This window comes from Paenibacillus tuaregi (assembly GCF_900086655.1).
Lineage (GTDB): Bacteria > Bacillota > Bacilli > Paenibacillales > Paenibacillaceae > Fontibacillus > Fontibacillus tuaregi.
On sequence record NZ_LT575476.1, the window covers coordinates 4,740,976 to 4,764,396 of the forward strand.

The following is a 23,421-nucleotide window of genomic DNA, read 5'->3' on the forward strand; positions in this document are numbered from 1 at the left end:
CCTGCGCGCGCTTTACGCCCAATAATTCCGGACAACGCTTGCCCCCTACGTATTACCGCGGCTGCTGGCACGTAGTTAGCCGGGGCTTTCTTCTCAGGTACCGTCACTCCGGTAGCAGTTACTCTACCGGACGTTCTTCCCTGGCAACAGAGCTTTACGATCCGAAAACCTTCATCACTCACGCGGCGTTGCTCCGTCAGACTTTCGTCCATTGCGGAAGATTCCCTACTGCTGCCTCCCGTAGGAGTCTGGGCCGTGTCTCAGTCCCAGTGTGGCCGTTCACCCTCTCAGGTCGGCTACGCATCGTCGCCTTGGTGAGCCGTTACCTCACCAACTAGCTAATGCGCCGCAGGCCCATCCATAAGTGACAGATTGCTCCGTCTTTCCCAAATCCCTCATGCGAGAAACTTGCGTATCCGGTATTAGCTACCGTTTCCGGTAGTTATCCCAGTCTTACAGGCAGGTTACCTACGTGTTACTCACCCGTCCGCCGCTAACTATCAGGAGAGCAAGCTCTCCATCAAGTCCGCTCGACTTGCATGTATTAGGCACGCCGCCAGCGTTCGTCCTGAGCCAGGATCAAACTCTCCATTAAAGTGTTTGACTTGCTCATTTTGAAACTGACGAGAATTTTACTTCTCATTTGACTAAAGAACCGAAGTTCTTCAATCTTGTATCTCACTCGTTGTTCAGTTTTCAAAGATCAAACTCGCTTTTGTTCATCACCGCGTTGTCTCAGCGGCGACTTTTATAATATATCATAGGTTCACTGTTTTTTGCAATAGTTTTTTTAAAAGTTTTTTCTCAACTTCTAAAAGTCTACTGCAGTTACTCCCGTCCCGCCAAAAGCGGAACGAGAAATAACTTATCATATTCCAAACATCCAAGTCAATAAACAGATATGCCCAGTTAGTGCTTGACTTGTGGAAAGCGGCCCTTCCATGCATACTTCGACAGCTCTTTGGAAGGAGCGAAACGGGCATACATTCGGAAAACCGTTTTGTAGCGGCTGGCTATCGCGTGACGTATCTCCTGATCGAGACGGGTATCCCCCATATCCAGAAGCATCTCGTCCAGTTCTTTACGGAGAACGTAATCAAGTTCCTTGCATTCCTTCTCGTTAAATAGCATCCCCAACATAACCACTCAGCTCCTTTATCCTGCAGATTTCGATTATTGCCGTTACAAGGGTGCGTCTATTACCAAGAGTCAACCGCTTCGAATTACCTTTGTCGGATAGAGGATGAGGCTCCTTCCAGCTTGTGGACTAAACAAAGGGATTTTAGCCTCCACTATCGGAAACCAACTTTGTTCGATCCTTATCTTATTAATAAACTTCTTTCCCGCAACCGCTTTACTGTTATGCACAATTTTATGGAAAAATATGAATAAGCTGCTTTTTATTTTAGGATTTCATTAAATGAAAGGTCAGTGTGCTCTCGATAATTGCCGCAATAAACAGAAGAATGACAATCCAGAATGAAACATTCAGGGTTGACCTGAAAAACTGCCTCCACTCTCCCTGTTCTCTGTCTGAGCGGCCTGTCAGTGCTCCTCCTAAGCGGCGCAGCGAAATGAGTCCAAACTTCATGCCGATAGCGGAAGCAATAATAATAGCTGGGATTTCTATAATTCCGTGAGGAAGCAATCCGCGGAAAACCAGGTCGGCAATACTCGCGCCTTGTACAGACTGCAGCTCAATCAGATAACCGAGCACCATGCCATTAATGATCAGAAAAAGAGCGGGGATGATACCTGCAAACATACCCAAATAAATCATCAACACGCCTTTTATGGCATTGTTAAAAAAGATAAACAAAAAGAAGCTGAACTCCGGATTCGGATTCTTCGCTAATCTCTGACTTGTTTCCCGGAGTCCCTCGATTTGTCCGATCACAACCTGCTGTAATGCCTCCGCATTCATCATCCCCAGTGCGATTCCAACCGCAAAGAGGAGAACTCCAAAAATCAGAGGTGTTTTGGCGGTTTTTAGATGTGCGCCAAATTGGCGTAATGATAACATGGCTTTTTGCCTCCTTAGTCTTTTGTACGTGCAGTAATAAAGTCATGCGGTACGAGCATAGATTGTACAAAGTGAATTAGAGCCCTGCGCGAAATTCATTATTCTGTTGACGAGAGGGGTTTATGAAAGCATGAACAATTTCTTCTATGTCTTGAACGGGAAGAAAATAAAGCGTTTTTTCTTTGTTTTCGCGGCTGCCCTGTTCGCCGCCGGGGTCATTTATGTGGAGAGTGATAATATCACGGTTTTCTCCGAAGGAGGCAGCCCTTCGGCCGTATACAGTGTCTCCACAGACAAGAAAATCATTGCCTTGACCTTCGACATCAGTTGGGGTGAGAAAAGACCGGAGCCCATCCTTAAAGTGCTGAAGGATAAGGGGGTACAGAATGCCACGTTCTTTCTTTCTTCACCATGGAGCAAAACACATCCGGAAATTGTAAAAGCCATTCAATCCCAAGGATACGAGATTGGCAGTCACGGACACAAGCATGTCAACTACAGCAGCCTTAAAGAAGAGGAAATTAGAGAACAAATCAAAACTGCCCATTCTATTCTAACCGATCTGACAGGGAAAGAACCCAAATTACTCCGTCTGCCCAACGGGGATTTTGACAAGAAGGTGCTTAAAGCAGCAGACGAACTTGGCTACAAGGTGATTCAGTGGGACACGGATTCCCAGGATTGGATGAACAAAGGTGTAGACACGATTGTAAACCGTGTGGTTAGCAAGTCCCATCCAGGAGACATCGTTCTTCTACACGCAAGTGATTCCTGCAAACAAACTCATGAGGCCCTACCGATCATTATTGACGAGCTGAGAAAGAAGGGTTATGAGTTCGTCACGGTATCCGAGCTGCTAAACCAATCTAGTGCAAAAGGTGCCGAGGTTCGCGATCAGGCTTGGGTGAACCAGCAGCTTGAGACTGCAGCAGGCTTCTAACTTCCATCTCAAAAACCAGGGTCCTGTAAAAATCAGGGCCTTTTTTATTTTATGAATGAGCCCGGCAGGTATGAAAAAAGCCCGGCATGCCCGCCGGACTTGGATACGTTTAGACTTAAGAGCTTCTTTTGACAATCCTATGCAGCAGCAGGATCTGATAAGCATTACAGGCGATTAATGGAACCAGGATTAATGTGGTTGCGAAGCTTACCTGGATCTTGAGTACCCCCACCATTTCCACAATAGTCCCCGCTATCATATAGAAGAGCGTTGGAATCCATGCACTTGCATTCGTGGCTCTTGCCTTGAAATAAGAGACAACAACGGCCACCGCCAGGATAAGAATACCTAAAAGAATATCTGAAATTCCACCGTTATCCCCACTGACAAAAATCCGGAAGAACATCAGCTCAAGCAGGGCTAGTGCGGTCAAGAACAGCTGAACATATTGCCATGTCCTTCTGGAGAACACACCGGTACCCATGTAATTCATCATAAGGTAAGCAAAAAAGCCCATTTGTGAGTATACACTCACCATGATCCCCACACCTAAAAGGATACCCACGTAAATAAAGAAATCTGCCGTGTCCTTGAAGCCTCCGCCTTGACTCAGCTTCAGGATTTCACCTGCGATTAACGAGCAAAGCGCCCCAATTGCAAGCGTTGTCCAAAATAAATACAGCCATCTTTTCAGATTCAATGTCGTTTCGCCCCCCACTCCGATTTATTTTACCAACGTTTATAATAAAAAACCATTCCTTTCCCGACATAATTCCTTTTTGCAGTTCACATACTACACACAATCATTCTCAGAAGGAGGAAAGGAACCATGAAACGGACGAGTTTCCGCCTATTATTGTGCACACTCTGTATGATCATTCTTCCACTGACTGCATGCGGTTCTGAACAAAGCTCCTCTTCTTCCTCACAAGGCGGAGGATACAAAGACACCAAAAGCATGGTTTTGGATATTCTCAAAACAGATGACGGCAAAAAAGCCATCATGGAAGCACTCAGCTCAGGAACCAGCGGAAGCAGCGAGGGAAGCGGCGGAGGCGGAGGTGAATCCGGCTCAGGCTCTGGATCTTCCGGTGGAGGTTCCGGCTCAGGCGGTGAATCAGGCGGCGGTTCAAGTGGAGGATCTAGTGGAGGTTCAAGCGGAGGATCGGGAGGCGGCATGGGAATTAAAATGCTTCTTGCTCCCCAAACAGCGGATCAGGTGCGATCTGCCGTAAAAGAAACCATCACTTCACCAGAATACAAAAAGGAAATCGAAAAGATCATGACCGATCCGAAATTTGCTGGCGATTTCGCGAAGGTGATCAACACTCAAAGCAAACAGCTGCATATGGATTTAATCAAAGATCCAACGTATCAAAAGTCCGTTAGCGAAATCATGAAATCCCCGGAAATTTCGAAGATGTTCCTGGATCTTATGAAAACCCCGGACTACCGCAAACAGTCGATGACGGTAATGCAGGAGTCTATGCAAAGCCCCTTGTTTAAAATGGAGGTTATGGATCTCTTAAAGACCGTTGTTCAGGAACAGTTAATCCCTAAAGTTGAGAAACAACCTGAGGGCGGGGGCAAAGGCGGTCAAGGTGGGTCAGAAGGACAGAATCAGTCCAAGGAAAGCAGTGGCGGGGGCGGTAAAGGAGCTGGTGGGGGTGGGGNTTCTTCTCCGTATCTCCAGCCTCCCGAAAGAACACGGAATGGCAGCGATAAACGCCAGTCAAAGCTTAACGGTTACACTATTCATGCGTTTAGGCGCTGGACGTTCCGACTGGTTCTTTTCGGGCGGCTTAGGCAAGATAATAGGATATCCACAGAACAAAGAGGGTCTGGGGTTAATTTAAACCATAAATATCTTTTGAATTCGGGAAGATGCGAAAAAACTGTTCATTCGCTGTTTCCCATTCCGTAAGATATTTTGCATAATTCGGACTAAGCACCTTCAGATTATCGACTAACCGTTCATAATAGCCGCTTTGTTTTTGAAAATCCCGTAACTTTCTTTGCATGGCTGCTATGGGGGAATTTAGAAATTCATCTGACTTTAGATAAGCATGATATTCTTCGATCTCTTGATGGTGCTGGGTTAAATAATCGTTTGTATTATTTAACATTTCAGCCATAGCTTTATTGGTTGTATCCACAAATTGCTCGACATTAAGTCTTTCGTTCAACGTGAAAGTTTCTTCTAAGTAGTCAGATAATTCTGAAGGTAAATACAATTCCACATTATCCAGATAGTTGATAATTTCATTGTAGGCTTTACGCTTGTCATCTGTATCAATAAATCCGTGCAAGAATCTGCCAAAATGCAATGACAAGAACAGTCCATAGTTACCGGGAAAAGCCAAAACAAGTCTTTCTTTTATTGTCAGCAAATCTTCATCATGGGATAGCAAATAGTCAAACTCTCTTTCAATATCGTAACTACTAATCAGATTTTCCATACATTGCTGAACAGTTGGAAGCCGTTGCAGCCTTATTTCTGTAACGTACTTACATTTTGCCAATGCGGCGGATTTATTTTTGCTCCTCAATATATTTTTAATATCCGTAACACCTATTTCGCACTTTCTCAAAACCGATATTTCTTTCAAAGTAAGTATGTCTTCTTCGTTATAATCCCGATAGCCATTTTCAAGAATTCCAGGAGAAATCAGCCCCTTGGCTTCATAATATTCTATGGCCTTTTTCGTAAGATTACTTTTTCTACAGGCTTCCTTTATTAGCATTTTATCACCTCGAAACCATGATAAGCTGACCCCTAAGGGGATGGTCAATTCTTTTTATAAGTAATGTGTATAAAAAAACAAGACTGGCCCAAGGGTCAGTCTTGTTCGCATTTACGGATAACTTGTACCGCCACATCCGCATAGATTGCGCCGGTGGCACTGTCCGCCTTGTATACCGAAGGTGAGTAATCGGCTTCGGAAATATGGTTGTCAGGCGCTCCAAGCGGAACTTGAGCCAGCAATTCGGAATGGAGATTCTCTGCTAGCTTGGCCCCGCCCCCACGGCCGAATATGTAGTCACGCTTGCCGCAATCGGAGCATTCATAATATGCCATATTCTCAACGACACCCAGTACCTCGTGCTGGGTCTGTACCGCCATCGCGCCAGCACGCGCAGCAACAAATGCGGCGGTAGCATGTGGGGTGGTTACAATAATCTCTCTGCTCTGAGGCAGCATCTGATGTACATCCAGCGCAATATCCCCTGTTCCTGGCGGAAGATCAAGCAGAAGATAATCGAGTTCTCCCCACTGCACATCAGTAAGGAACTGGCGAAGCATCTTGCCGAGCATAGGCCCACGCCAAATCACCGGGCTGTTCTCTTGAATGAAGAAGCCCATAGACATGACTTTTACACCAAAACGCTCAACTGGCTGAATTGCTCCCTCCACAACGACTGGGGATTCCTCAATGCCCATCATATCAGGCACGCTGAATCCATATATATCGGCATCAATCAAGCCAACCTTCTTCCCTTGACGGGCCAAAGCGACAGCCAGGTTAACGGTGACGGTAGACTTGCCCACACCACCTTTACCACTGGCAACAGCAATGAAGTTCACCTTCGAAGCAGGATCAAGCAAAGGCAGGGCCTCAAGACCTTCTCCGCGTCCTTTAAAGCGCTCCCCGGATTGCTCAGGATGTTTGATCCCGGCTTCTTCCAACTCGCGTTCAGAGGCGTCCCTAAAGCGAATATGGACATCGGCAACGCCAGCCTCGCCAATAAGCTCCTTGATCTGACGTTCAAAGCTTAGCTTAGTCTGCTCGTCCATGCTTGCATTCACCACAGTTAAAGATACACGGTCTTCCTTGACCATAATATCGCGGATCCACTGCAGCTCAACCATCGTCTTCTTCGTCGCAGGCTCAATTAGAGGGCGAAGCTGTTCCAGGACTTGTTCTCTTGATAACAATAGTAGCACCTCGACTTTATTTTGTGAGATATATGCCTTAGGTTTAGTTCCTAAGTCCATTATACCACTATGAGGCGCTGTCTGTGGAAGAGCTTGGCTTCTCTCCCGAGCTGTACCTGAGGATCCCTTTATAAATCGAGGCTGCCACTTTTCTCTGATACTCCTGATCTGCAAGAAGCTTGGACTCAGCCGGGTGTGATAAGAAACCTACCTCCACGAGGATGGAAGGGATCTTTAGAGATTGCAGCAGATAGATGTGATCCGCACTTTTGGCCACCCGGTCCGTGTTCTCCAAGTTTCTTCTGAGTTCCTGCTGTACAAGATCAGCTAGGGTACTGCCGTCCTGATTGCCCTTGGGATAGAACGTCTGTGCCCCGCTCCACCGCTCTGAAGGGATACTGTTCATATGGATACTGACAAACAGCTTCGCCTCCTTGCCCTGGATAAAACGAAGGCGCTGCTGCAGATCCTCGGTCTTACGCTTACTATAGCCCTTGGTATCAGGGTTAGCGAGGTCCCGGTCATCTTCCCGGGTTAGCACAACCACGGCCCCAGCCTGCTGCAAATAATCTCTTAAATACAAGGTCACGGCTAAATTGATATCCTTCTCAATGACTCCCTGCTTACTCACTGCACCGCCATCCACCCCGCCGTGTCCCGCATCCAGGGCAATAACTTGTCCGGCAAGCGGCAGCCCCCAATAATTCCACACCTTTGATGCGGGAACCTCATAGGCCGCAACCCCGGCAATGACCGCAACCAGGGCAAGTCCGATAAGGGCCCGCTTGATATAGCTGATCGGTATCCAGACGGTCACATTCTTCTTATCTTGTCTCATACAAAAAAGTCCACCCCCGTCCCATAAATGATTCTAATCATCTATATGGGCGGAGATGGACAAATATAACCTTAAGAATTTACAGGCTCACTCAAGCCTTCAATCAACACCTGTGCCACTTCCGGACGTGTAAATTCCGGCGGCGGACATACTCCGTCACGCAGGAGCCCGCGCACCTTCGTACCCGACAAGGTCATATGATCTTCCTTCGGATGCGGGCAGGTCTTGCTTGAAGCCATGTTGCCGCATTTGGTGCAGAAGAAGCTGTGCTCGAAGAACAGCGGTGAGATGCCAAGCTCTTCGGCACTGAAGTTGGAGAAGATCTCCTGTGCCTCATAGGTGCCATAGTAATCACCTACCCCGGCATGATCCCGGCCGACGATGAAATGGGTACAGCCATAGTTTTTCCGTACCATGGCATGGAAGATCGCTTCACGCGGACCGGCATACCGCATCGCTGCAGGAAATACGCCTAAGAAGGTTCTATCCGCTGGATAATAATGCTCAAGAAGCACCAGGTAGCTCTTCATCCGTACATTGGCAGGAACATCGTCCGACTTCGTCTCACCCACCAATGGATTAAGGAACAGAGCATCCACGATTTCCATAGCGCTCTTCTGAATATACTCATGCGCCCGGTGAACCGGATTCCGGGTCTGGAAGCCAACTACCGTTCTCCAGCCCTTCTCGGCAAAAATTTGCCGGGTCTGTACCGGATCAAAATAAAACTCTTCAAACTTCTCTGGTTTAGGACGGCTCAGCACCTGAATCGGTCCACCCACATAAGTGGAGGATCTGTCAAACAGCTTCTTGACTCCGGGATGCTCAGGATCATCGGTTTTGAACACTTTACGCGCCTCTTCGGCCTGGTCGACCGTGTAGATGCTCTCCACATCAATCAACCCGTAAATGACCCCGTCCTCGCCCTTGAGAGCTACTCTATCCCCAACCGCAAGTCCCGCTGCATCTGAGGGCTCAACGGAAAGGGTAATCGGGATGCTCCATACCGTTCCGTCAGCCAGACGCATACGGTCTACTACCGACTTATAATCATTTTCATTCAGAAAACCGGTCAGTGGAGAGAATGCACCCACTCCGATCAGATCCAGGTCTGAAATCGTCCACGTGTTAATCGTCAGGGACTTCAGCCCTTTGGCCGTTTCCAAAAGCTTGTCCCGTTCTCCCCCTTCAACAACACGTTGTACGAGGGTTCCTCCATGAGGCAAAATGGCTGTCATGACATTCTCTCCTATCGTTTATTTATGAAGTCCACATTCTGTCTTCTCAGAATTCGCCCAGCGTCCGGCACGCGGGTCTTCACCTGGCATTACGGCCCGTGTGCAGTATTCGCAGCCAATGCTCGGGAAGTTCTGATCATGAAGCGGGTTATAAATGATCTCGTTCTCGCGGATATAGTTCCATACATCCTCGGTGGTCCAGTCCGCAATTGGATTAAATTTGATCAGACCAAATTTATAGTCGTATTCAACCTTCTTCGCATTGGCACGGGTCGGAGCCTGATCCCTCCGGATTCCGGTAATCCAGGCTTCATAATTGGATAGTACACGGGTTAACGGTTCCACCTTGCGGATATTACAGCAGGCGTTAGGATCGCTAAGCCACAATTGATCCCCATGCTCCTTAGCCTGTTCTTCTGGAGTCAGCTTAGGAGATACACGTACAAAATCAATGTTGTAATGCTCAGCAAGTTTATCACGGGTCTCATATGTCTCTTTGAAGTGGAAATCGGTATCCAAATAGAAAATATCTGCGGTAGTGCTGATCTTGCGGAGCATATCCACCAATACGACATCTTCCGCCCCAAAGCTGCAGGCAAACGTAATATTAGGAAAGGTCTCAACAGCCCAAGCGATAATTTCCTGCGGCGAGGCTGTCTCCAGCTCTTCAGCCTTAACCTTGACCAAGTCCTCTTTCTCCATCAGATTCATATGTCGTACCCCCAAAGTTTAATGTAATAAAGAAATAAAGCGATAAAAACCAACTAAACGAATAAGAATTACTGTTAATAGTATAAATCTTTTACTTATGATGTCAATGGCTTATACAGGAATTCCGCCAGGAATTAATCGAATTAGGCTTATTTTAAATAGGAGCAAAAACCCCTCTGATCGTCTTCACGACCTGGAGGGGTTTCTTAAAGCTGTTTCTGTTACTGCTGTTTGTGAATCAGATTGTAGATGACTTGGGAGGCTTCCGCCCGGGTAGCCCGCTGCTTCGGAGCGAAATTACCTGTGGATCTTCCTTTCATTAGACCTTCGCTAAGAGCCGTGCTAACCGCATCTTTAGCCCAGCCGCTAATTTCTTTACTATCTGCAAAAGAAAGCTCGGCGCTTCCCCCCGTCTTACCTGTCGCCAGACTCAGTGCCTTGACAATCATCACACCCATCTCTTCACGAGTGATCTTCTGATCTGGACCAAATTTCGTATCACTGATTCCCTTTACCAGTCCACTGCTATACGCTGCAGCAATAGCATCGGCATACCAGCTGCCTGGCTTCACATCCTCCAATTGGACCGGAGTAGTTGCTTTCAGCTTAAGCTGTCTAACAAGCATGGCGGCAAATTCTGCCCGGGTTACTTCCTTCTCCGGAGCAAAAGAAGTCTCCGTGACGCCTTGGATGACATGCTTAGCTGTAAGCTCTTGAATGACTTTGGATGCCCAGTGGGAAGCAGGGATATCACTGTAATTCTTCTCATAAGCAAAAACGCCATATTGGCCGAGATGGGGAACTTCTGCTGTGATGGTGTTCCCTGAGATCTTCCCGCCTACATACTCAAGTTTCCCTTGATCGGTTATATAATAAATTCCCGCCAAAGCTTGATTCGCTTGACTGTTCAATTGGAAGCTAATGGTCACTGGCTGGCTGAGCTGGTCCAGCTTGGTGATTTTGCCGCTGCTGTCTTTAACCACCAGGGACAGTTCCTGAGCTGCACCTGCCGGTTGGTAAGAAGCTCCCTTTGTGCCGTTCGAATCTGTGATCGGTTTAACTTGTTCTGATTTTAGACTTCCAACCTGCAGAACGATATAAGATCCGTTTTGCTTGTCAGCTGAAATCAAATTGGACAAGCTTTGAACCACTTCTTTCGGGATAACGATAGAAGCTGTATCCCAGATCAACTCAATCTTGCTGTCTCCGGTTAGTTGGCCGAGATTCGCCGGCAGCAGCACTTCTCCCGCACTTTGAGTTTGCGGGATAGCCACCTTAATCGTAACTACACCGTTTTGCGGTTTAGGAATGTCCGCAGCCTTAACTTCAATTGCTGAGTTCGCACTCGGTGTTTCAGGTGTGGTAGTTGTGCCTTTACCATTATTGGTGCCAGTGCTTGTGGACGGCTGGCCCCCGCTGCTGCCGCCCCCGGAATTGCCTCCTCCATTATTACCACCGGAGCCACCATTCTGGATCACATTAAATGCTGTACTGCTAACCTCGTTTCCTTTACCTACCGCCACCTGGTAAGTGCCAAAGACCGATGTATCCGGAAGGGTGAATGAGGTACTAAAAGCCCCACTTGCTGCCGGAGCAACATCAAAGAACAGTATAGTTCCATCCGGTGCCAAGACTTTTACTGTCACTTCAGTTAAAGATGTCTTACCTGCTATAGTCACCAAACCTCCGCGCTGATAAGAACCACTGAGTGAATTCAACGTAACTTTATCCGTCTGCACAAGCTGATTATCCGCATAAATGGTTGCGGGAAACGAGGTTGTAAGCAGAAGGCCCAACAATACGAATTTAATTGAGTTCTTCCTCAAGTATAAATGCCCCTTTCCAATAAGTTACCGAACCTGAGATATGTAATCTCAGGTCCGATATCCGAAATAAAGTTCTGCTTATTTAAGGTTAGTTATCCTTCCTTGCAGCTCTGAAGTAATTGTTCCGCCCTTAAATGTATCGACAATGTAGTTATAGAAGGCATCAAGATCGTTAATCGTATTCCCAGTAGTAATATCTTTGGCTTCTGTTAGAACCTTGTAATTGTCTCCGCCAGCCGCCATGAAGTTATTCACCGTAATCGTATAAATCCCGTCATCGGTAATCGGCGTTTCCTGATCATCCGCTTTTACCAGCTTGGTCACCCGTCCCTCAATTGGCTTGCTGAAATCCGCAGTGTATTTCAAACCGGAAATTTGAAGTGTTTTAGTATCAGCACTGCCATCTGGCTTAGAACCCCATTGCTGTTCAAGAAGCTTTTTAATTTGAGCGCCAGTTACTTCCAGCTTGACAAGCGAGTTGCCGAAAGGCTGGATCTTCGCCAAATCTGAGAACTTAATGTCGCCTTTAGGGAGATCCGCACGGATACCACCAGGATTCATAAAGGCAAAGTCACTATTCATAGTAACCCGCATTGCATCAGCAATGAGATTACCTAATGCGGATTCAGCGTTATAGGCATCCGTTCTTGTAATAGCTTCCGTTGTTGTCCCCACGGGTTTAGCCAAGATCGGGTATTTGGCTAGGGCGTCTTCAATAAATTTAGTAACTTCCGCATCAGGTGTAATTCCATCCTGCTTAACATCAACAATATCGGCTTGTTTCTTGACGATATCGTGGGTAGCCGGATCAATCTCCAAATCGATATCGGCAAAGGCGGTTCCGTAAGAATAAGCCTGAACAATCAGTTTACCGTTCACCGTATCGTTGACTTTGGCATGGTTATCGCCCGCAAAAATCACATCAACATCCGAATCAACCGCATTCGCCAAGTCAACAGCTTCGCCAGTAGTCACATTATTCTTGGTGCTAGCCGGATCATGAGCCAGCACAACGATGGCATGAACACCTTGAGCTTGCAGTTCTTTTACCGCCGCATTCACGACCGGAGCCTGGTCAACCAGCTTTACTCCTGCTAACGCGCTAGGGGATACCTTGGTCACTGTAGCCATTGTAACGACTCCAATGAATCCGACTTTCTCCCCGCCAATCTCTTTAATTACATAAGGCTTAACGATAGGATTATAAGTATCGTCCGTTGCAGTAGGAGATTTATAAAGTGCATTCGCGTTGATTACATCAAAATTCAGCTTGTTGAATTCGATTTCCGGTTTGATCGGATCCTTGCCACCATTCACCTGGGCAAGCAGCGCAGGAACCCCTTGGTCGAATTCATGATTGCCAAGCGTACCTACATCAAATTCCATCATATTCAAGAAATCCAAAGTAGGCTTATCCCGATCCAGAGAAGAAACAGGTGCGCTGGCCCCCACAGAATCCCCGTTGTGAACTAACAGCGTGTTAGAATTCGTGGCTTTTCTTTGCTTCAGATAGGCAGCCAGATAATCTGCTCTTCCCACATCACCCGCGCCAAAGTTAGACGTGGTATCCAACTGTCCATGAAAATCATTAATACCCAAAATTTGAACTTTTACATTTTCATGACCTGGGTCCACTGGAGGGGTGTTCCCATCCGCCAAGGAAAGCTTGTACACACCAAAGCCTTTATCATTGGTCTTCTCGGTATACGTAATATCCTTATGATCGTTCAGATATTTCACTGCACCCGGCGACGTAGTGAATGTGACATTCACTTTGTCACTAATCGGGGAAATCGACCAGTTATGGTCTGCTGAAGGATTAATGTTCTTCTGCTCCGTGATGTAGTTCATCAGAATTTGACGGTTCTCATCTGCCGAATCCACAACCAGCTCTGCACCTTTGAGTCCAGGGAAATTACCTCCTCCACCGGCACGGTAGTTATTCGTAACTACGATGAAGTCCTGGTTTGGATCAATTGCTTTGCCGTTAAATTGCAGATTAACAATACGACTTGAGTTGGCGTCATTGATCGAACCGTCCGCTTTGTATTTTGCCGGCTTCGTTACATCAATCTGATAAGTTACCCCATCAATAACATCAAAATTAAACACAGCAAACAGCGGATTCAGCAAAGGCTGCTCATCGGTCTTAGCCGGATCAATTTTATTGAACATGCCTGCTGACATTTCCAGCCACTCTTTGACCACAGAACCTTTGACTTTAACTGCCTTAAGGGTATTGTCATAGAGATACAAGTCGCTGGCACTTTTTATGGCGATTGGTCCTGCATTAATATCTGTATATTCTTCCGGTCCGTTGCGTCCCGCCTTGAATGGAGCTCCAACTGAGAGAATTGGCAGATCCTTGTATTTAGGAACATTGGTGCTGATATATTTCTCAACAAACCATTTTTGAGCGTTGGTTACAATTTGGACAGACGGGTCATCTTTCACCAATGCAAAATAGCTGTAAATCGGTGACGTGGTTTGCCCAATGGGCCCGTTAGCATATTTAATGGTGGCTTCATGTTCCGCTTTAACCGCATTTTCAATGGTTGGGTCTGCTTCAACCAGTGCCTTTTTGCTTGCCTTGTCATAAATTTCGCGATTAGAAGATTGTGAGTCAGAGACCTTCCACTTCCCATTCTCCTTGACCAGCGTCAAGTCGATAAGCCCAAGCTCTGCACCACCATAACCGGCTTGTACCGCTGCCACACCATTGATGGTTCCTTTCACATTATCCACGCCTGCTACTGGATTTCCATTCGCATCTTTGAAGATCACATCCAAGGACTTGTTATCCCCGGTTGGGAACACTTTATGGGTATGAGAGAATGTTATGGCATCAATACCCTTCACCTTACTTAACGGCAAAATAGCATTCTCTGCCAGCGTATTTGCTTTCGCATTCGCGTCAAAGCCCGAATGGGTCATAGCAATGACAATATCAGCACCCTCTGCCTTCATTTGAGGAACAAACTTTTCGGCTGTTGCCACAATATCTTTGGTTGTAACTTTACCTTCCAGATTGGCTTTATCCCAATCCATAATCTGAGGAGTTACCAATCCAAGCACACCAATTTTGACGGTTTGGGCCACTCCTTTTTCATCAATAAAGGTTTTATCTAAAATTCTGTATGGAGTGTACTTGTTCTGATCGTTATCCGGGTTGTTGTCGTGATCGTCCACATAGACATTGGCATTGACATACGGGAAGCTTGCCCCTTTGATGGATTTTTCCAGGAAATCAAGCCCATAGTTGAATTCATGATTACCAAAGGTGGCAATATCATATTTCATCAGGTTCATAGCTTTGTATACTGGATGAACGGCGTTTGTATCCTTAAGCCCGTCGACTTTAGCGACGTAAGTTCCCAGTGGTGTACCTTGAATCAGGTCCCCGTTGTCTACAAGCAGCGTATTCTTCACTTCATCCCGGGCCTGCTTAACTAAGCTTGCCGTCTTAACCAAACCTACGGTTGGAGATACTTGATCCTTGTAATAATCATAGGCCATTAAATTTGTATGGATGTCAGTAGTCTCCATAATTCTTAGCTTCAGAGCATTAGAAGTTACCGGCGATCCTGAAATGGTAAGAGGGTCAGCTAAGCTATTGCCAACCTGATTTAGGTCTCCCGAATAGGAATCAACTACATAGACTTTCACACTTAAGTTGCTTCCTGTTGTATTAAAATGAACTGTCAACTTCTCAGGTGAAATAATATCTTTTTGCATAGCCGCAATACCAACAGGGGTAGTACCGTTAAAGAGCTCAAATACCACAGCCTCTTCCCCATCATGCGGATTACTGGTTGGAGATACTTGTACTGTTGCTTTAACCCCTCCAACCGTTGTCATGGAAGGATTGCTAATGACAAAAGAACGCGCCGAAGCTTGCGTGCCTGCTACAGCCGTTGTAGATACCTTCTGTGAAGATACGGTTCCAATTTCAGCCGTTGCCGCAGCATGCACATTCCCAAGCAGGAACTGCGTAGAAAGTACACAGAGTCCAAGCGAACTGATCGCCGCTTTCCTGAGGCCTTTTCGAATATTTAATACCATTCGTTGTTTTCCACCCTTCTTGAGTACTGTTACTATACGGAGTTCGCCCCGTATTATTAATTTAATGACTGTATGTTAAGGGGGTTACGCAGAAATGTACGGGCTGCTGTCTATATAAGTAAAAACTTAACTTAATTTCAAAATGAGTGTAAAGTTCAGAGATCATGTAGCTACAGTTAAAAACGCAAAAAAGCCCTTGGCCACAAGACCAAGGGCTTTGCTGATATTAACGTTTCGAGAACTGAGGAGCGCGACGAGCGGCTTTGAGACCATACTTCTTACGCTCTTTCATACGAGGGTCACGAGTCAAGAATCCGGCTTTCTTCAAAGCTGGACGGAACTCAGGGTCTGCTTTCAGCAGAGCACGGGAGATACCGTGGCGGATTGCACCCGCTTGACCGGAAATACCGCCACCATGTGCAATAACAATTACATCATAGTTAGTCAGTGTTTCAGTCAGGTTAAGAGGTTGTTTAACGATCAGTTTGAGTGTTTCCAAACCGAAATATTCATTGATATCACGTTTATTGATGACAATGCGTCCTTCACCCGGTACAAGGCGAACACGAGCTACCGAATGTTTACGACGACCTGTCCCATAGTATTGTACTTGTGCCATGAAACTGTCCTCCCTTTTAATTATCCGCGAAGTTCGTAAACTTCAGGTTTTTGTGCTGCATGTGGATGCTCAGTGCCAGCGTAAGCTTTCAGTCTCAGCTTCATTTTCTCACCTTGGCGAGTTTTTGGAAGCATACCGTGAACTGCAGATTCAATCATACGTTCAGGTTTGTTCTTGAGAAGGTCCTGAGCAACTGTCACTTTCAAACCACCTGGGTGCAGGGAGTGACGATAGTATTTCTTGTTCTCCATCTTCTTACCTGTCAAATGAATTTTCTCTGCGTTGATGACGATAACGAAATCACCAGTGTCAACGTGCGGTGTAAATTGTGGCTTATGTTTGCCGCGAATCAGAGCAGCAGCTTCACTGGCCAGACGACCCAGAGTTTTGCCTTCAGCATCAATGATGTACCAATTGCGCTCTACTTCGTTTGGCTTAGCCATATAGGTGGTACGCATGAAAAGATCCTCCTTCATTCTCATCCGAAATCTAAGTTACTATGATACAAATGGCGCTCTTCCAGCTCTTCATTTCCATCATATATATCTTCGTTCGTTGTTCATTTGTCGTAGTTAATACTGCTTGATAAAACATCTTTGGCGGTCTTCCTGATTGGGGGCTGTGGGATAGCCATCAAGAAAACACAACTTTTATTCTACAGGATACGAGAATATTACGCAAGCAATTTTTCGTACGCAGAATCAAGTTTTTTTACAGAGTTTTCTTAGTCGAACAGGTCACCGAATACGTCGAATACCGAAGACTTCTTCTTCTTGTGATGATGTCCATGCGACCCGTGGCTTCCCTGGTTAGGATAGCGGGAGTCATGCCGGTCTTTGCCGTATTCCGGTCTGTAATTAGTGTCCTGTGGTCTACGGTAATCATCCCGCTCACGCTGGCCTACCCATTCGTCATAAGCGGGGCGCTGCTCATTAACCTGACTCATCAGCTTGTCCAATTCCCCTCTGTCGAGCCATACTCCTTTACAGCTTGGACAGACATCAATTAAAACCCCATTCTTCTCTACCTCACGCAGCTGAACACCATCACATAACGGACAATACATATCATTAGCCTCCTTAGAGTTTAACGTAGTTATCCTTATCGTTACGTTTTAGTCCGCTCTAAGTTTCACTCCGATATATCTTCATCGTCCACGGGAAAAGATGGCGGTTCAGGCTGATCCTCCAGAAAGTCATATTCCACATTCCACAGCATCAAACCTTTGCCTTCAGCAGTAGGTCCAGCTGCACTTCGGTCCTTAGCTTCAAGGATCCGCTTCATATCCGCAGGCGTACGCTTCCCCTCACCTACCTGGAGTAGGGTGCCGACAATAATCCGAACCATATGCTGTAGAAATCCATTGCCTGTAATGAAGAGCTCGATTACACCTTGATCCCTGGCATGCCCAGGACGGCATTTGGATGCATCCACTTCAATATGAGCCTCATAGATCGTACGCACGTGGCTTTTCTTCGTGGAATGACGGGAGGCAAACGACGTATAGTCATGTGTTCCTATCAGAAATGTTACCGCTTCTTTCATGGCTTCCACGTTAAGAACGCCTGGATGATGCAGCTGAAGATGACGATGAAACACATCAGGAAATTGGTTGGCATTAATGGTGTATCGGTAAGTCTTCCTCTTAGCGGAGTGCCGGGCATGAAAATTCGGTTTCACTTCTCTTGCTTCAAGAATGACAATATCCTTCGGCAGACGGCCATTCAACGCAAGACACCAGCGCTCTATGGGAATCGCAGACTCTGTATGAAAATTGAACATTTGCCGGTAGGCGTGCACCCCTGCGTCTGTTCTACCCGAACCAATAATTTTAATCTGTTCGCCGGTTAATTGATGAATAGCCTTCTCCACATAGTCTTGAATGGTGTTCCCGTCAGGCTGGGATTGAAAGCCATAATAATTCGTGCCGTCAAAGCTGACGGTCATGCAGAGATTGCGCAAAGCTGTATCCTCCTTAGTCCCCCAGCGGGGGATTCCAAAGGGCTGCGCCCTCTGGACACGACTTAATTTTACAACCCTCCCAAACCGAACTTTCACAACCCTCCCAAACCCTCCCTTGCCTAAGGGAGGGCCCCAAGGGCTCCGCCCTCTGGACACCTGGATAAGTGACTAGAGAGGGGCAGAGACGGTGTTTGGTGAGTACGTGCTGGGATTCGCTTGTCGCCCCCTCCGGGGACCCGCTTGGGATGGTGGTGTTTAGGTACAAGCTGATCTTTGACGGAGGGAGAGGTGTTATGCGTTTAGGAGTGACTTGGGTACAGCAAGCCGCTTGCCGTCCCTCCGGGACCCGCTCTACTTCCTCGAACTGCCCACAGCCTCATGCCTCAGGAAGTCGGGGCCGTAGGTCGCGCTGACCGGGGGCCTCCCTTCGAAGAATAGCCCCAGACAAACTAAAACTCTCTGGAAGCCGGGTCCACAGGGCCCGCTGACAGAGAGTAACTTAGCTTCGGAGCTACACTTGTACAACATAGGAGCAGCTCTAATATAGAGCAAACCCCGCGCAAACCAGAAGGCTCGCCCGGGGCTGAAAGCCGCGGGAATGAGCCGGGCTCCACCGCGAAAGTCGCTCTCTATGAGTATCCCTAATCCATCCGCAAGAATTGCGGGTGTCCAGAGGGCTGCCGCCCTTTGGGGTCCCCCTAGTAGGGGGATTTAGGGGGTCAACTCAAATTTATGCGCGGTCTACCAACTCAAGGTAAACCATAGGTGCACCGTCACCACGACGAGGTCCCAGTTTCAGGATACGAGTGTATCCGCCTGGACGCTCAGAGTAACGAGTTGCGATTTCCGAGAACAGCTTTTGGATTGCATCCTGTTCACCGTCTACGGATTCGCGGCGTACAAATGCAGCTACTTGACGACGAGCGTGCAAGTCACCACGTTTTGCTTTCGTAATCAGCTTTTCCGCAATAGAGCGAACTTCTTTCGCTTTAGCTTCAGTAGTCTGAATGCGTTCATACAAGAACAGATCAGTTACCAAGTCGCGGAACAATGCTTTACGAGCGCTGGAATCACGTCCTAATTTTTGATAAGCCATGTTTTTCCCCTCCTTTACTAAACGCTAGCAGGCTATTCTTCTGTACGGAGTCCTAAACCGAGTTCCTCTAGCTTCTCCTGAACTTCCTCCAAAGACTTGCGTCCGAGGTTGCGGACCTTCATCATGTCTTCTTCGGTTTTCGTTGTCAGCTCTTGTACTGTGTTGATACCAGCACGTTTGAGGCAGTTATAAGAACGAACGGAAAGATCAAGCTCTTCTATCGTCATTTCAAGCACTTTTTCTTTTTTGTCTTCTTCTTTCTCTACCATGATTTCAGCGTCCTTCGCTTCATCCGTGAGGCCCACGAACAAGAAAAGATGCTCGGTCAAAATTTTTGCGCCGAGACTAACCGCTTCTTCCGGTCTGATACTGCCATCGGTCCATACTTCAAGCGTAAGCTTGTCATAGTTGGTTACTTGACCAACACGCGTATTCTCGATGGTGTAGTTTACACGGGAAATCGGGGTATAGATAGAATCAACAGGTATCACACCAATCGGCTGGTCTTCACGTTTGTTCTTATCAGCTTGAACATAACCGCGACCACGGTTGGCAAAGATACGCATATGGAGTCTTGAACCCGGTGCCAGGGTCGCAATGTGAAGTTCTGGATTCAGAATCTCTACATCGCTGTCCGCACGGATATCACCTGCAGTGATTGCTCCCTCGCCGTCAGCATCAATCTCGAGCACTTTCTCCTCATCCGAATGAATCTTAAGCGAAAGAGCCTTCAAGTTCAGAATGATTTCCGTAACGTCTTCCATCACACCAGGGATCGTAGCGAACTCATGCAGAACACCGTCGATTTGAACCGAAGTTACGGCTGCACCTGGAAGAGAGGAAAGCAAGATCCGGCGAAGCGAGTTCCCGAGAGTCGTGCCATATCCCCGTTCTAGTGGTTCTACTACAAATTTCCCGTAGGTGCCTTCATCGTTAACGTCTACGGTCTCAATTTTTGGCTTTTCGATTTCTATCACTGCAATACCCTCCTTCGAAACGTCGCTTCTTCTGAAACTGTCACCTTTTTGTGAGTCTGTCATGTAGTATGCCTAAACAACCATTCTTTCCAAGTTGCGATACGCTTATACCACACTAGAGGTTGACTTCATTAGACACGACGACGTTTTGGAGGACGACATCCGTTATGCGGAACTGGAGTTACGTCTTTAATCATGTTAACCTCGAGTCCTGCAGCTTGAAGCGAGCGGATTGCAGCTTCGCGGCCGGCGCCAGGACCTTTAACCATGACTTCAACGGATTTCATACCATGCTCCATCGCAGCTTTAGCAGCGGATTCCGCAGCCATTTGAGCGGCAAAAGGAGTCGATTTACGGGAACCTTTGAAACCAAGACCACCGGAGCTTGCCCAGGAGATCGCGTTTCCGTGTGGATCCGTAATCGTTACGATAGTGTTATTGAACGTGGAGCGGATATGTGCCACACCAGATTCAATATTTTTACGGTCACGACGTTTAGTACGTACGACTTTTTTTGGTTTAGCCATTGTCTGTTATCCCTCCTTCTTACTTCTTCTTGTTCGCTACAGTACGACGAGGACCCTTACGAGTACGGGCATTCGTCTTAGTACGTTGTCCACGAACCGGCAATCCACGACGGTGACGAACACCGCGGTAGCAACCGATCTCGATAAGACGTTTAATATTTAAAGAAATCTCACGACGCAGGTCGCCTTCCACTTTGACCGTTTTGTCGATCGATTCACGGAGTTTGCTAACCTCATCTTCTGTCAAATCCCGAACGCGAGTGTCCGGGTTGATGCCTGTTTCGCTCAGAATTTTCTGGGAAGTCGTTTTACCGATTCCGAAAATGTAAGTCAAGGCGATCTCAACGCGTTTATCACGTGGCAAATCCACACCAGCTATACGAGCCATTTACGCTACACCCCCTTCATTAACCTTGTTTTTGTTTGTGTTTCGGATTTTCGCAAATTACCATTACATTGCCTTTACGACGAATGACTTTGCATTTTTCGCAAATTGGCTTTACAGAAGGTCTTACCTTCATATCAATTACCTCCTAAACGTTTTACCGGAGTAAAACATATTTCGAAAGCATACGGCTGGCCCAAACTTCAGACCCACCTCCAAAGTAAAAGTTTTTACTAAGAAAAACCCAACTTTGCTATCATACCACGAAATTGTTCTCTTGCGGTATGGAATCTATTTACGGTACGTTATACGACCTTTAGTCAGATCATAAGGTGATAACTGTACAACCACTTTGTCCCCTGTCAGAATACGGATAAAGTGCATCCGCAGCTTACCGGAAACATGAGCGAGAATCTGATGGCCGTTCTCAAGCTCAACTTTAAAAGTAGCATTCGGCAGCGGCTCAATGACCGTACCTTCCACTTCAATGACATCTTCCTTAGCCATAGTCAGTCTCCTTTCTCTTCAGCATTGGTTAAATTGGATTCTTTAAACTTACTTACTGAATAACGCAGTTTTCCGTTCGTTACCCGGCCGCTCTCATTCAAACTATTTACAACTTCACTGCTGATCCAATCCGTACATTCAAGATGCTGAATGTTCTTCCGTTTGGCTTGATCAAACTTACGTTTGCCGCCATCCGCAATCCGGACAAACTTGTCATCCAGTACTTCCACAATAATACCGATCCCTCCGGCATCTTTGCCTTTGAGAATCCTTACAATTTGACCGATCTGCGGGTCTGTGCGGTGTGTCAAGAGGTTCACCTACGCATCCAGTTTTGTAAGAATTTCGAGGCCATCAGCAGTTACAGCCACTGTATGCTCAAAGTGAGCACACCATGAACCGTCCACCGTGACAACCGTCCAATTATCTTCCAGCGTCTTGACGTAACGCTTTCCGATATTGACCATCGGCTCTATTGCAAGCACCATTCCAGGTTTGAGTCTTGGACCACGGTCTGGAACACCATAGTTAGGAATTTGCGGTTCCTCATGGAGCTTGGCTCCAATACCGTGTCCCACATATTCTCTGACTACAGAGAATCCAGCTTCCTCGATGACTTGTTGAATCGCATGCGAGATTGTAAACAAGCGGACATCCGGCTTGACAAGTGCGAGACCAGCGTACAGTGAACGCTCCGTTACATCAAGAAGTCTTTGAACTTCATCCGTAATCTTGCCTACTGGATACGTCCAGGCCGAGTCACCGTGGTAACCCTTGTACTCCGCTCCGATGTCAAGACTGATAATGTCGCCTTCGTTTAATTTGCGCTTGCCAGGAAATCCATGAACCAGCTCTTCGTTAGTCGAAGCGCATATGCTGTAGGGGAAACCGTTATAGTTTTTAAAAGACGGCACTGCGTTTTGACTGCGAATGTACTTGTCAGCGATTTGATCAAGCTCTCCCGTCGTAATACCGGGCTCGATCGCTTGTGCCAAGATCCGGTGCGTTTCCGCAACAATCCGCCCTGCTTCTCTCATATAGCCTAGTTCCGTTTCGGATTTACAAATGATCATTCAGTTAACCTCGCAGTAGTGATACGATCTTCTCAGAAACCGTATCAATTTCAAGCTCGCCGTCGACTTCGCGCAGCAAACCTTTTTGTTCATAAAACGTAAGAAGCGGTGCAGTTTTTGAGATATACTCGTCGAGCCGAGTGCCCACGCTCTCTTCATTATCATCGGAACGTTGGTACAGCTCGCCGCCGCATTTATCACATACACCTTCCTGTTTAGGAGGGTTAAAGAGCACATGATAAGTAGATCCGCAAGACTTGCAAATGCGGCGTCCGGTGAGACGCGCCAGCAGCTTGTTGCGATCCACTTTCAGGTTGACGACATGATCCAGCTTAGTTCCTAGCTCGCTTAACAGCTGCTCCAGCGCTTCCGCTTGCGAAAGGGTTCTTGGAAAACCATCCAGTAAAAAACCTTTTTCGCAATCGGACTGCTGAAGACGCTCACGAACAATCCCCACAGTCACATCATCAGGTACCAGCAGACCCTGGTCGATGTATTCTTTAGCTTTAATCCCTACGGGAGTTCCTTGTTTGATCGCCAGACGAAATGCATCACCTGTCGAAATGTGAGGAATGCCGAATTCACCAACAATGACTTCCGCTTGTGTTCCTTTTCCTGCCCCAGGGGGCCCCATAATTAAGATGTTCAAGTCTGTCACTCCCTCCATAACTAGCTTGAGTGCAAGAACATAACAATAGGT

At 46.9% G+C, this 23,421-nt stretch carries 24 protein-coding genes, 1 rRNA gene and 1 pseudogene (1 of these 26 only partly in view); 2 read left to right on the forward strand and 24 right to left on the reverse strand.

Annotated elements, in window-relative coordinates; all coding sequences use genetic code 11:
* The 3 genes from BN6628_RS21325 to BN6628_RS21335 form a co-directional block, all read right to left on the reverse strand.
* Positions 1 to 595, reverse strand: a 16S ribosomal RNA gene (locus tag BN6628_RS21325) (it extends 958 nt beyond the left edge of the window).
* A 314-nt stretch (positions 596 to 909) separates the two neighbouring features.
* The gene (locus tag BN6628_RS21330) at positions 910 to 1,140 is read right to left on the reverse strand and encodes a hypothetical protein (RefSeq protein WP_068620339.1); all 231 of its coding nucleotides are present in this window, start codon (positions 1,138 to 1,140) and stop codon (positions 910 to 912) included.
* Positions 1,141 to 1,405: 265 nt separating this feature from the next.
* Positions 1,406 to 2,023: a stage II sporulation protein M gene (locus BN6628_RS21335; protein WP_068620341.1), complete on the reverse strand. Its 618-nt coding sequence runs from the start codon at positions 2,021 to 2,023 to the stop codon at positions 1,406 to 1,408.
* A 130-nt stretch (positions 2,024 to 2,153) separates the two neighbouring features.
* On the opposite strand from BN6628_RS21335, the gene pdaB reads away from it, so the two are divergent.
* The gene (gene pdaB / locus BN6628_RS21340) at positions 2,154 to 2,963 is read left to right on the forward strand and encodes a polysaccharide deacetylase family sporulation protein PdaB (protein WP_068620343.1); all 810 of its coding nucleotides are present in this window, start codon (positions 2,154 to 2,156) and stop codon (positions 2,961 to 2,963) included.
* Between the two features lie 115 nt (positions 2,964 to 3,078).
* Here pdaB and BN6628_RS21345 read toward each other — a convergent pair whose 3' ends face one another.
* Positions 3,079 to 3,663, reverse strand: a complete 585-nt coding sequence (locus BN6628_RS21345) for a KinB-signaling pathway activation protein (RefSeq protein WP_068620345.1) — start codon at positions 3,661 to 3,663, stop codon at positions 3,079 to 3,081.
* A 129-nt stretch (positions 3,664 to 3,792) separates the two neighbouring features.
* Here BN6628_RS21345 and gerD point away from each other — a divergent pair.
* Positions 3,793 to 4,638: pseudogene (gene gerD / locus BN6628_RS21350) on the forward strand (spore germination lipoprotein GerD); the annotation flags it as partial.
* 172 nt (positions 4,639 to 4,810) lie between these two features.
* Here gerD and BN6628_RS21355 read toward each other — a convergent pair.
* The 20 genes from BN6628_RS21355 to BN6628_RS21450 form a co-directional block, all read right to left on the reverse strand.
* Entirely contained in the window at positions 4,811 to 5,707 is an 897-nt protein-coding gene (locus BN6628_RS21355; RefSeq protein WP_068620348.1) for a MerR family transcriptional regulator, read from the reverse strand.
* A 95-nt stretch (positions 5,708 to 5,802) separates the two neighbouring features.
* Positions 5,803 to 6,900, reverse strand: coding sequence for an Mrp/NBP35 family ATP-binding protein (locus tag BN6628_RS21360; RefSeq protein ID WP_068620350.1), 1,098 nt, complete (start codon positions 6,898 to 6,900; stop codon positions 5,803 to 5,805).
* 67 nt (positions 6,901 to 6,967) lie between these two features.
* Positions 6,968 to 7,738: an N-acetylmuramoyl-L-alanine amidase CwlD gene (gene cwlD, locus BN6628_RS21365; protein WP_068620351.1), complete on the reverse strand. Its 771-nt coding sequence runs from the start codon at positions 7,736 to 7,738 to the stop codon at positions 6,968 to 6,970.
* A gap of 71 nt (positions 7,739 to 7,809) precedes the next feature.
* The gene (gene sat / locus BN6628_RS21370) at positions 7,810 to 8,976 is read right to left on the reverse strand and encodes a sulfate adenylyltransferase (RefSeq protein WP_068620353.1); all 1,167 of its coding nucleotides are present in this window, start codon (positions 8,974 to 8,976) and stop codon (positions 7,810 to 7,812) included.
* 18 nt (positions 8,977 to 8,994) lie between these two features.
* Positions 8,995 to 9,687 carry a phosphoadenylyl-sulfate reductase gene (locus tag BN6628_RS21375; protein WP_068620354.1) on the reverse strand — a complete coding sequence of 231 codons (693 nt, stop codon included), beginning with the start codon at positions 9,685 to 9,687 and terminating at the stop codon, positions 8,995 to 8,997.
* Positions 9,688 to 9,908: 221 nt separating this feature from the next.
* Positions 9,909 to 11,513: an S-layer homology domain-containing protein gene (locus BN6628_RS21380; protein ID WP_068620355.1), complete on the reverse strand. Its 1,605-nt coding sequence runs from the start codon at positions 11,511 to 11,513 to the stop codon at positions 9,909 to 9,911.
* A gap of 78 nt (positions 11,514 to 11,591) precedes the next feature.
* Entirely contained in the window at positions 11,592 to 15,575 is a 3,984-nt protein-coding gene (locus BN6628_RS21385) for a bifunctional 2',3'-cyclic-nucleotide 2'-phosphodiesterase/3'-nucleotidase (protein ID WP_235847680.1), read from the reverse strand.
* 226 nt (positions 15,576 to 15,801) lie between these two features.
* The gene (rpsI, locus tag BN6628_RS21390; RefSeq protein WP_068620356.1) at positions 15,802 to 16,194 is read right to left on the reverse strand and encodes a 30S ribosomal protein S9; all 393 of its coding nucleotides are present in this window, start codon (positions 16,192 to 16,194) and stop codon (positions 15,802 to 15,804) included.
* Between the two features lie 20 nt (positions 16,195 to 16,214).
* On the reverse strand, positions 16,215 to 16,652 hold the full coding sequence (rplM, locus tag BN6628_RS21395) for a 50S ribosomal protein L13 (RefSeq protein ID WP_068620361.1): 438 nt from the start codon (positions 16,650 to 16,652) through the stop codon (positions 16,215 to 16,217).
* 266 nt (positions 16,653 to 16,918) lie between these two features.
* On the reverse strand, positions 16,919 to 17,260 hold the full coding sequence (locus BN6628_RS21400) for a TFIIB-type zinc ribbon-containing protein (RefSeq protein ID WP_068620362.1): 342 nt from the start codon (positions 17,258 to 17,260) through the stop codon (positions 16,919 to 16,921).
* A gap of 65 nt (positions 17,261 to 17,325) precedes the next feature.
* Positions 17,326 to 18,156, reverse strand: coding sequence for a tRNA pseudouridine(38-40) synthase TruA (truA, locus tag BN6628_RS21405; RefSeq protein WP_068620363.1), 831 nt, complete (start codon positions 18,154 to 18,156; stop codon positions 17,326 to 17,328).
* A 730-nt stretch (positions 18,157 to 18,886) separates the two neighbouring features.
* Positions 18,887 to 19,252 (reverse strand): 50S ribosomal protein L17, encoded by a 366-nt coding sequence (gene rplQ / locus BN6628_RS21410; protein ID WP_068620364.1) that lies wholly within the window; start codon positions 19,250 to 19,252, stop codon positions 18,887 to 18,889.
* A gap of 32 nt (positions 19,253 to 19,284) precedes the next feature.
* Positions 19,285 to 20,229, reverse strand: a complete 945-nt coding sequence (locus BN6628_RS21415; RefSeq protein WP_068620367.1) for a DNA-directed RNA polymerase subunit alpha — start codon at positions 20,227 to 20,229, stop codon at positions 19,285 to 19,287.
* A gap of 131 nt (positions 20,230 to 20,360) precedes the next feature.
* Positions 20,361 to 20,756, reverse strand: a complete 396-nt coding sequence (gene rpsK, locus BN6628_RS21420; RefSeq protein ID WP_068620375.1) for a 30S ribosomal protein S11 — start codon at positions 20,754 to 20,756, stop codon at positions 20,361 to 20,363.
* Between the two features lie 19 nt (positions 20,757 to 20,775).
* On the reverse strand, positions 20,776 to 21,144 hold the full coding sequence (rpsM, locus tag BN6628_RS21425) for a 30S ribosomal protein S13 (protein ID WP_068620377.1): 369 nt from the start codon (positions 21,142 to 21,144) through the stop codon (positions 20,776 to 20,778).
* A 19-nt stretch (positions 21,145 to 21,163) separates the two neighbouring features.
* Positions 21,164 to 21,277 carry a 50S ribosomal protein L36 gene (rpmJ, locus tag BN6628_RS21430; RefSeq protein WP_003333770.1) on the reverse strand — a complete coding sequence of 38 codons (114 nt, stop codon included), beginning with the start codon at positions 21,275 to 21,277 and terminating at the stop codon, positions 21,164 to 21,166.
* A 155-nt stretch (positions 21,278 to 21,432) separates the two neighbouring features.
* Positions 21,433 to 21,648: a translation initiation factor IF-1 gene (gene infA, locus BN6628_RS21435; RefSeq protein WP_006212898.1), complete on the reverse strand. Its 216-nt coding sequence runs from the start codon at positions 21,646 to 21,648 to the stop codon at positions 21,433 to 21,435.
* 2 nt (positions 21,649 to 21,650) lie between these two features.
* Complete coding sequence (locus tag BN6628_RS21440) at positions 21,651 to 21,959, reverse strand: KOW domain-containing RNA-binding protein (protein ID WP_187386148.1); 309 nt, start codon at positions 21,957 to 21,959, stop codon at positions 21,651 to 21,653.
* 9 nt (positions 21,960 to 21,968) lie between these two features.
* Positions 21,969 to 22,721: a type I methionyl aminopeptidase gene (map, locus tag BN6628_RS21445; protein ID WP_068620381.1), complete on the reverse strand. Its 753-nt coding sequence runs from the start codon at positions 22,719 to 22,721 to the stop codon at positions 21,969 to 21,971.
* A 4-nt stretch (positions 22,722 to 22,725) separates the two neighbouring features.
* On the reverse strand, positions 22,726 to 23,370 hold the full coding sequence (locus BN6628_RS21450) for an adenylate kinase (protein ID WP_068620383.1): 645 nt from the start codon (positions 23,368 to 23,370) through the stop codon (positions 22,726 to 22,728).
* Between the last annotated feature and the right edge of the window lie 51 nt (positions 23,371 to 23,421).